The 10049-nt window shown below is 55.8% G+C and carries 7 protein-coding genes and 1 tRNA gene; 7 read left to right on the top strand and 1 reads right to left on the bottom strand.

From position 1 onward, the window contains the following. Nucleotides 1–1579 (top strand): proline--tRNA ligase (gene proS / locus VKV18_RS12260; protein ID WP_324204489.1); only part of this gene is annotated, 1579 nt, incomplete at its 5' end. A 54-nt stretch (nt 1580–1633) separates the two neighbouring features. Here the strand turns inward: proS and VKV18_RS12255 are convergent. Further along, on the bottom strand, nt 1634–3859 hold the full coding sequence (locus VKV18_RS12255) for a GGDEF domain-containing protein (protein WP_324204488.1): 2226 nt from the start codon (nt 3857–3859) through the stop codon (nt 1634–1636). 191 nt (nt 3860–4050) lie between these two features. Between VKV18_RS12255 and VKV18_RS12250 the strand changes: the two genes are divergently transcribed. The 6 genes from VKV18_RS12250 to rfbF form a co-directional block, all read left to right on the top strand. Further along, nucleotides 4051–4126 (top strand) — tRNA-Asp (locus VKV18_RS12250). A 199-nt stretch (nt 4127–4325) separates the two neighbouring features. Further along, the gene (locus VKV18_RS12245) at nt 4326–5624 is read left to right on the top strand and encodes a hypothetical protein (protein WP_324204487.1); all 1299 of its coding nucleotides are present in this window, start codon (nt 4326–4328) and stop codon (nt 5622–5624) included. A 66-nt stretch (nt 5625–5690) separates the two neighbouring features. Beyond that, on the top strand, nt 5691–6974 hold the full coding sequence (locus VKV18_RS12240; protein ID WP_324204486.1) for a divalent metal cation transporter: 1284 nt from the start codon (nt 5691–5693) through the stop codon (nt 6972–6974). Nucleotides 6975–6984: 10 nt separating this feature from the next. Next, nucleotides 6985–7719 carry an NAD(P)-dependent oxidoreductase gene (locus VKV18_RS12235; protein ID WP_324204485.1) on the top strand — a complete coding sequence of 245 codons (735 nt, stop codon included), beginning with the start codon at nt 6985–6987 and terminating at the stop codon, nt 7717–7719. Between the two features lie 79 nt (nt 7720–7798). Beyond that, complete coding sequence (locus tag VKV18_RS12230; protein WP_324204484.1) at nt 7799–9250, top strand: Wzz/FepE/Etk N-terminal domain-containing protein; 1452 nt, start codon at nt 7799–7801, stop codon at nt 9248–9250. A gap of 52 nt (nt 9251–9302) precedes the next feature. Continuing rightward, nucleotides 9303–10049, top strand: a 747-nt coding sequence (gene rfbF, locus VKV18_RS12225; protein WP_324204483.1) for a glucose-1-phosphate cytidylyltransferase, incomplete at its 3' end; no start/stop codon positions are given.

The following is a 10049-nucleotide window of genomic DNA, read 5'->3' as shown; positions in this document are numbered from 1 at the left end:
TCCGGCCGAACTATGGCAACAGAGCGGGCGCTGGGAAACCATAGACGAAACCATGGTGCGTTTTCGTGACCGACGCGGGCACCCGATGCTGTTGGCAATGACCCATGAGGAGGTGGTGGCGCAACTGGCGGCCTCGGAGATCCGCTCCTACCGTCAACTCCCCCAACTCGTTTACCAAATACAGACGAAGTTTCGAGATGAACCCCGCGCACGTGGTGGGCTTATCCGAGTACGCGAGTTTCTTATGAAAGACTCTTACTCCCTTGATAAAGATGAAGAGGGGCTTAAAAAACAGTATATCGCCCACTATAACGCCTATTTCCGCATTGGGGCGCGAGTAGGGCTTTCTTTGCTTGCCGTTGGAAGCGATGTGGGCATGATGGGCGGTAAGCTTGCCCATGAGTTTATGTACCTCACCGACATCGGTGAGGACACTCTGGTGGTTTGTGAGCAGTGTGGCTATGCGGCCAATCAAGAAGTGGCGACATTTCGCAAGGTTCGCGTCAATACCGATCCACCTCGTCCATTGGAACGTGTGGCCACGCCGGGCACAACGACTATCGAGTCGTTGGCAGCCTATCTCGGCATTCCCGCCAGCAGCACGGCCAAAGCGGTCTTCTTTATGGGCACCTTTGCCCCGACGGAAGGCTCTGCCGAAGGCGGTTTGGTGCAAAAGCTTGTGGTGGCGCTGGTGCGCGGCGATATGGAGACGAATCAAACACTTGTAAAAAACAGCACGCACGCCATCGCCCTGCGCCCCGCGCATCCGGAGGAGATTTTGGAGGCCGGCATGGTTCCCGGCTACGCATCGCCCGTGGGCATTCCACCCGGCAAGGCCCTTGTCATCGCCGACGATCTCCTCGTTGAAGAGACAAACTTGGTGGCCGGAGCAAATGAGGAGGGCTACCACCTCCGAAATGTGTGTTGCGGGCGTGACTTTCAACCGGACATCGTGGCCAATATCGCTCAGGCAGGCGAAGGGGCCTTATGCATCCGATGCGGCGCACCGCTCTCTTTGAAAAGAGGGGTAGAAGTGGGCAACATTTTTCAACTCGGCACCCGCTACTCGGTGGCGCTTCAAGCCTTCTATACCGACGAAGATGGCAACCAAAAACCCATCGTCATGGGTTCCTACGGCATCGGCGTAGGGAGATTGCTGGCCTGTGTGGCAGAAGCCTATCGGGACGAAAAGGGGCTAATATGGCCGATCTCGGTTGCTCCCTATGCGCTCAACCTCATCGGTCTGTGTCGTGCGCCGGAGAACATCGCGAAAACCGAATCGCTCTATGCGGCGCTGCAACAGGCCGGAGTGGAGACCCTCTATGACGATCGTGAGGTTTCGCCCGGTGTGAAATTTGCCGACGCAGACCTGCGGGGAATGCCGCTGCAGATCGTCATCTCAGAGCGCTCTTTACAGCAAGGAGGCGTGGAGTTGCGCCGGAGAGACGGAACCGTCAAGGAGATCGTCCCTTTGGCGGGGGCTCCTGCTCTTGCACGCCAACAGGTGGACGCGATGCAGGCCGCCTTGATCAACGCCGCCGACGCCGCGCCCAAATGGCCTGCTGGAGAACAGCAGTAGCTCGCTCCTTTTAGCTTAGGCGATATCGGCAGCACTTGGGTGGAAGGAAAGTTCTCAAGCGGTTTTCGGCAGAAGCGACGGAAGCTTATCTACGGCCCAAGAGAGATCGGGGCGCCGCTGCAGTTCCCGCAAAAGTTGCTCTAAAACCTGCAACGCCGTTCTCGCATCCGACGGCGGCGGTGCGCTCTGCGTCGGTTTTGCCCCCCCTGTCCTGCGGAGGGTAAGGCCCACAACATGCAGCCTTTTGCTTGTCTTTTCCGACTTCACCCAGCCTGCCGGTTTCGCTTCGTTAGGAGGCCCCATCTCCGCCACGTCGCCATCCCCAGCCAATGCATAGCAGAGTGCTGTCACTTTAGCCGATTGCGTGAGCAACACGAAGTTATCGCCCCCTAGGTGGAATATCTGATCGGTGGGGGCACCGTGTTCCCTAGAAGCTCGCCGAAGGCGCTCGGCCACTTGAACAATGAGGGCGTCTCCGAAAGCGATGCCGTAGTCGCGGTTATAGACTTGTAATCCGGCAATATCCACACGAACGAGGCCGGCCGATTGATTGGCATCGAGCCGCTCTTGCAGCGCCTGTTCCAGCACAAGACGGTCGGGTAAGCCAGTAAGAGCGGAGGTATGATGGGTTCGATTGCCGTTTTGTTGCAACGCGGCTTCTAGCAGCAGGCGAACCGGCAATACGCCTCGATAGGCGCCTGCCGCGTTAACGATCACGATGTCGGTCTCTAAACTTACGGCATTACGATAGGTGAGATGACTTATGGCCTCATCAAGCGCAAAATGTTCCGGGATCGTTACAAATTTGCTCTCCATCCATCGCTCTACCGTCTCATTGGCCAGAAACGATTCGGCTTGCGCTTGGCGTGCCATTTCAAGCTGATTCTCCAGCGTTTGGCGCATCAGTACCCCGCAAACCTCACCACCCTGCATAACGACGATGCTGGTGAGTCCATCGTTTTTAGCGAAGCGGCGTACGGCCTCCAACAGGGGTGTTCCGGCGGTTAGGGCAAGGCCGGACTGCTTGAGTGCGCCAACGGGGAGCGAACATCCGGTCTGCAGGTGCTCCTGACGCCGCACTTGTGTCTGAATAAGCTCACGGATCGTTCGCGATACCCCATGAAAGGTCTCCTGAGGCCGTCCAAAGAGATACCCCTGTGCATACTGCACGCCGAGGTTTACCAGCACCGTTAGCTCGGATGGGGTTTCTACCCCCTCCCCTAAGGTTTTGACACCGATTTGGGCTGCAAAGCGTACAAGGGCGGCCACAAGGGCGCGGCTCTCGCCACGGCTGTTGAGGCTGCGCACCAGACTACGGTCTAACTTGATGAAATCGGGCAGGAGTTCGGCGATAATCTCCAAGCTGTTGTAGCCGGAGCCGGCATCGTCAACGGCGATTCGAAAGCCATCGTCACGAAGGCGTTTTATCTCTCGCAGAAGGCCGGGAAAGTCCTGCACGGCTTGTCGCTCGGTGATCTCGATGACGATTTGTCGTGGACTTAAGCCGTTGTCGTAGACACGCTGAAGAAGAGGGCGATCTTGAGCGATCAGGTTCATAATGCCCTCTGCGTCCAGATTAACAAACAGAAGTTGTTGTAGTCCCTGCTTACCCGCCTCCTGAAAACAACGTTCGAGGCAGGCGAGATCGAACCAAGCGATGAGGCTGCCGCGCTGCACGGCCTTAAGCAACTCTCCGGTATGTTTAATCTCAGGTTGAGAGGGCATGCGAATGAGCGCCTCATAGCCGGCCACACGGGCTTCGCGGAGGTTCACAATGGGATGAAAATGAACCCCAAGCCGCCCCTGTACCATTACCTCCAGCAGGGCGTTTAGTTCGGCAAGGTGGTTTTGCTGCTCCTCCCCCCAAAATAGCGAGGTAATAGGCAGGATGGAGAAGGGCAGTATCCCCTCAGAACCGTGCTGTTGCCATTCTGCCTGAAGCCGTTGCTGCAGCGCCTGGCGTGCCAGCTCAATCTGCAGTGCGACCAAAGGCTCCTCAAGCGGCTGTGGTAGTTTCAACGCCACGGCCCAGGCATTTTCCAAGAGGGGCCAGGCTTCGAGGCGAAGGCTCTCTAGCGGCCCTAACAAAATCGGGGCTTCGAGGCGTGCTGTATTGAGCCAGTGGGAGGCTTGCGGAATTTCCGCTTTTACAAGCAGCACGGCGCAACCGCCTTGCAGCTGGGCAAGCACCGCTTTAAGCGGTGCCGCAACGCTTTCGGGTATAGGCGGTTCGAAAGGCTCCGCGTTTCCAAATGTAAGGGGGTCGGCCTCTATTTCCATGAGAACGTTTCCATTGTTCCTTAACTCTATTTTCGGCAGAGAATGCCTACTACGATATATAATCCGCCTAAATATATTCCACAGTCGTGGCGTGGGCTTTATTACAGATCAGCACCGATGCGCTCCTCTTGACCTTTCCGATGAATTTGGGGTATACTCCCGCTTTGAGAGAGGTTACTAAACAGACAGTTGGGGTTGTAGCTCAGTCCGGTCTAGAGTGCCTGCCTGTCACGCAGGAGGTCGCGGGTTCAAATCCCGTCAACCCCGTTCCAATCGCCTATTTGGTGAGGGTACAAAAGTTTGTGGCTAGAAGAGGGCGCTTTGGAGACCTGTTCCAGGCGCCCTCTCAATGTGCTTTGCTCGGTGGAACCTTACGGAACGGTTCTTTGTGTTCCCTGCGTATCCCTTGCTGAGGAGCCTTATTTGGAGAAAGCTCCTTTAGATGTAGGGTAGGGCGAATTTAGAGATGACGAACCCGAATCCATCACAACACTCCGTGCCGGACTGGTGGGAGCGAGAGAATCGACGCAGACAGCAGTTGCTGCTGGGGCTGCTCTCGCTCATCCTTGTGCTTATCGGTTTCTATTACTATGTGGCCGCCTCAGGCAAAACGGGCATCATTAACGGGGTAGACTTCGATACAGCAAACTACATCGCCTTCATTCGGCAAGAGCCTAACGGCGATACCGATCTCTACGGCATAAGAGCCGACGGCACCGGTCTGCGTCCGCTTACCGTTGCATCGGACCATTCTCTGAAAAGCAATCCAACCTGGACGCTCGATGGTAAGCATATTCTCTATGTCTCCAACCGATCGAACGTGTCCTGCACACAAATCTACCTCCTCGGTGCCGGCCAAACACCGGTTCAAATAACCTACGGCTCTTTTCCCAAAGACAAGCCGCTCGCCTGCCCCGACGGTAAGCATGTGGCCTTTCTCACGGAAGGCGCGATCAAGACGGTCTATCTTAACGGCAACGATGTGGAACAGATTCTGCCGCCGCCCATCGCGAGCAACTCTCCGACGAACGGAGAGATCGCGCCAACGCTTGACCCCCAAGGCCCCTACATTCAAGAGGCCTTCTCCTCCGATGGTTCGATCATCGCCGGCGTTCAAGCGCTTACGGCGCAAGGGAACGGCGATGTCCCCATGCTGGGCGGTTCCGACGAGATGGCACGAGCGCTCCCAAACGGCGCTAAGACAGCCTATGTTCTCGACCCAGGTCGCTATGTGAACGTCGCTTGGATACCGCACACCCATCAGTTGCTTGTGGCCTATGCCCAGCAGTATGTTCGTGACCCGCAAACACAAAAAAGCGTCTACGTGGGCGGAATCAATCTTTACGACTTCAGCAAGCCCGGAAAACCGGTGCCCAAGCCGCTCATGATCTGCTTGGGGCATACCCTTATGCCGCGTCATCTTACCGTTTCCCCAAACGGCAAGATGCTTGCCTTCGAAGGGTGGCTGTTCAAGGGGGAAGATAACTGGACTCCTCTGGGCATCTACGTGATCCGCTTTCCAAACGAGGTGCTGGCCATCCGCGAAGGGGTGAAGGTACCTCCGGCCACCATTCCGGCCACACCAGATGGGCTACCCCTCGATCCGCAATGGTCACCCGACGGCTCTCGCCTGCTTTATGAAGTGCAACATGCCAACGGGAAGCATGACCTGTGGGTTGTTAACGCCGATATGACCAACCCCATCAACCTGACCCAAGGGGTTGGAGACAACACACAAGCTGCCTGGTCGCCTATCACGAAATAGCTCACCGACCACAATGGCCCTGACGCCGGGGCCGACAAAACACGCATTAAGGAGGTCCCGACGCTCATGCCTAGCTCAAATGTCCGTCTGGCGCGTCGCCGCCTTTTGCGTACGCGCCTTCTTCTTGCCCTCAGCATCGTTGGCCCCGGCATTATCGCGGCCAATGCCGATAACGATGCCAGCGGTATCTTTGGGTACTCCCAAGCAGGAATAGCCTTCGGCTACAAACTGCTGTGGGTTCTTTTGCTCTCTACCATCGCTTTGGGGGTCTGTCAAGAGATCGGCGCCCGTATGGGCGCAGTGACCGGCAAAGGGCTTGCTGACCTCATTCGGGAAGAGTTCGGTGTTCGCATGACCCTCTTCGCCATGATCGTGTTGCTGGTTGCGAACTATGCCACCGTTGTTTCCGAGTTTGCCGGCATTACGGCCGCTTTCGAGCTTTTCGCCTCAGAGAAAATTCGCTATATTGTGGTGCCCCTCATCGCCTTTGGCGTCTGGTGGCTGGTCGTCAACGGCTCCTACCGTAGAGTGGAACGGGTTCTGCTCTACGCCTCACTTATCTATCTCTCCTACATTCCGGCAGCCTTCATGGCCCACCCGCATTGGCGTGAAGTGCTGCCCGCCCTCTTCTGGCCTGGGCACATCTCATGGAGCAAAGATTATGTTTTCCAGATTATTAGCGTGGTCGGAACCACGATTACGCCTTGGGGCCAGTTCTACATTCAATCCACCGTGCGCGATAAAGCGATTCGGGTGGAGGACTACCCTATTACACGAATAGATGTGCTGTTCGGCGCCTTTTTTACAAACTTCATCGCTTTCTTCATTATGGTGGCCTGCGGCGCTACGCTTTATCATGCGGGAGCCAACCCCGGAAACTATAGCGATGCAGGCCAGGTTGCACGCGCTTTGCAACCGCTTGCGGGGCCGGCCGCCGCCATTCTCTTTGCCCTAGGGCTGTTTAACGCCTCGTGTTTCGGTGCCATCACGGTACCGGTCTCCACAGCCTACGCAGTTACCGAATCGCTTGGCTGGGAAGCAAGCATGGGCAAACGCACACGTGAAGCGCCGCTTTTTGTTTGGGTGTATACTCTTCTTATTGTAGTCTCCGCGCTCACCGTCCTTTTTGGAGGAGCTAATCTTGCCTTTCTCATCATTCTGCCGAACATCGTGGGCGGCGTGCTGTTGCCCGTTATTCTCATTCTTACTCTCAAACTTGTGAATAATCGCCGGCTTAAGGGGGAGTATACAAACTCCTTTACTTACAATGTAATCGCATGGATCACCACCATCGTGTTGATTGTGCTTGCTGTTGTCCTCACAGTCCAGCAGCTCTTTTTCTCTTCTTAGGAGGGAACCAATGCAGGTGCTCGTTATCGGAGGGGCCGGCTACGTTGCCGGCCTTACCTTGCCGCTTTTAAAGCGCGATTTTCGTTTCACCATCTTCGATCGCGCCGTGCCTCAGCAAAGTGAATTAAGGGATATCCCTTTGATACAAGGAGATGTCTGCGACCTTCCCGCCCTCGTGGCCGCCTGCGAAGGCCAAGAAGCCCTGCTCTATATGGCGATGGGTAGTGCCGACTGGAGCAGCGAAGAGGCTCTTACGTCCGCTTTTGATGTAAATGTAAAGGGGCTTTATCTCGCGCTCGAGGCGGCGCATCGGGTCGGAATAGAACATGCGGTCTATACCAGCAGCATGTCGGTATACGAGGGAGACCTTACAAAACGTTACTTCCCGGATGAGGCCATTGCTCCGGATGCGCTTCATTTCTATGGGTTTACCAAGTGGTTAGGTGAGGAGGTTTGTCGCAATGCCTGTCGCCGATTTGGAATGACAATCAACGCCCTGCGCCTCTGCCACCCCACAGCCGACAAAGTCTGGCAAGAGAAGACCCGGCCGGGAACACCCACCATTGCGACGGCAGCTAGCGACGTAGCCCGCGCGCTGAGAGCGGCTTTAGAGTATCGAGGGGCCGGCTTCGAGGCCTTTATGATTTCGGGCGACTATGAGCAGCGCCTTATGAACATGCGCAAAGCGCGACGGCTCTTGGGCTGGGAACCACAGATGCGGCCAAAAGCGAATAACCCTTCGTAATGGCACCATCCACATTCCTAAGTGTCGCACAAGCCTCTTGCGGTAAAATAGTTCTCTAAACTTATCGGAGCACCTTTGGATGTCGCAGAACGACGAGCTTGTCCTCTACTTTGATCTACTGGCTGCCGTTGTACGGAAATATGTGCGGCTTTGGATGCTGGTAGGCCCGGTGCTTTTTGTTGCCTTTTTGGTGCTCATGCTTTTGCTGTTCCCCCAAACTTACGAGGCCACCGTGTCGCTATCGGTGCAACACGCCCCAAATGCAGGCAGTGGAAGCTCCGGTTTAAGCGCGCTTCTTGGACAGACGAGTCAGGAGAAGTACATTGGAGTACTCAAGAGTCGTCGTTTGGCCGAGGAGGTAGAGAAGCAGATCAACCTCAAAAGCTTTTACCATCTCCGCACAGAGCGCGATGCCGACGACCTGCTCATGCGCCACGTCGTGCCGGTGGATAATGCGAACGACGGCCTGCTGTATGTTTCGGTGCGCTTACCTGGGCCTGCAAGGTGGGCTATAGGAGCGGGGCAGCGACGCACCCAAGTAAAAGAACTTGCCGCCAAGGCGGCGAACCTCTACGCCATCGCCCTACAGCACTACTATGCCACCAGCGATAACGACCGCGATTCGGTGCTGCTACGGGCCGGTCAAAGAGAGTTGGAGCGCGCACAAGCTGCTTATCATCAAGCTTCGGAACGCCTCATGGCGTTTGTGCGGCATTTAAAAGGCATTACCCCCGACGAATCGCCCAGCGTAGATACGGCCAGCACAAGCGGTGCCCTAGACAGCCTCTACACAGACTATGGAAAGACGGCTGCAGAGATAAGCGCACTAGAGAAAACAAATAGCCTGCTTCGTGCCGGCGTCTTAAAACAGTTAAGCCACCTCTCCGAACTACCGGCGGATGATCCGCTTCTGCGAACGGCCAGAATGAATCTTGCCCTAGCCGAGAACAACTACAATCAGTTGGTTTATGCCCAACAACTCTCTCCTACCAACCCTCAGGTCGTTCAGGCCCGAGCGCAAGTCGAGCTAGCCCGCAAAGCACTTCAACAGCAAGAGAAAGGCTACCTTTATCGGCTCGACACACAGTATATTGCCAATCAGGCCCGTTTGAAGGCGCTTCAAGCCCAAGAGAATCGCATTCTCGGCCTGATCAAGCTGGCTGCTCAACACCTGTTCGTACGCCGTGAGCTTTCTACTCAGCTAGCCCTGCTAGAAGCAAACCAAAAGCTTGCCCAAGCTACTTTACAAACCGCAGAGGAGGAGGCCGTTCGGTTAAGGCTCTCCACCGTCTCAGGCAAAAGCCGAATCAGCGTGGTGGATTCCGCCCTGCCTCCGCGCACAGGCTCGCCGGGTCTCCTTACCTTTGGAGCGCTCAGTTTCCTCTTGGCCCTGCTCCCCCTAGGTTATTTCATTGTGCGTGGCTATCTGCGGGCCGTTGCCGAGCGCGTGGCACCACCCGAGTTTGCGGAAGAAGCGGTTCTGCCAAAGGCCGAGCCGACTGTGGAGGCGGAACGCCTTCCCTCACGCTAGACAGCGGGTATAATACACCGTTCTGAAGCGCTAACCGATGTGAGGCCCCTGTATGAAGGTCGCCATTCTCGCTGGAGGTTTGGGCACTCGCTTAGCCGAAGAGACCGAAGTTCGCCCAAAACCGATGGTAGAGATAGGGAACTATCCTATCCTCTGGCACATCATGAAGATATACAGCCGCTATGGCCACAAGGAGTTTTTTATTGCCCTTGGCTATCGAGGGGAAGTGATCAAACGCTACTTTCTCGATTATTATGCTCTTCAAGGCAGCATGACCATTGACATCTCCACCGGCGGCGTAAGAATGCACGAGCCTCATTGTGAGGATTGGAAAGTGCATCTCATTGATACCGGTCTGCAAACGCAGACTGGCGGGCGCATAAAGCGGCTTGAGCCGTGGCTGAAAGATTCCACCTTCTGCGCTACCTACGGCGATGGGGTGAGCAATGTGGATATTCACGCCCTGGTGCAGTTTCATAAGAAGCAAGGCAAAATCGCAACCATTACAGCCGTTCGCCCTCCCGCGCGCTTTGGAGAGTTGGTCATCGAGAACGACCGGGTCGTTGAATTTGTGGAGAAACCCCAGGTAGGAGAAGGTTGGATCAACGGGGGATTTATGGTTTTAGAGCCGGAGATATTCCGCTATCTGAAAGATGACCAATCCATTTTAGAGCGAGATGGCCTCGAGGTGCTAGCAAAGGAGGGGCAGCTCGCCGCCTACCGACACGAGGGATTTTGGCAGTGTATGGACACGCTGCGCGACAAGAGGCTTCTGGAAAGCCTCTGGCAATCGGCAAAC

The sequence above is a fragment of the Chthonomonas sp. genome (assembly GCF_035294505.1).
Classification (GTDB): Bacteria; Armatimonadota; Chthonomonadetes; order Chthonomonadales; family Chthonomonadaceae; genus Chthonomonas.
This window is presented reverse-complemented; position numbering and strand designations above follow the sequence as displayed.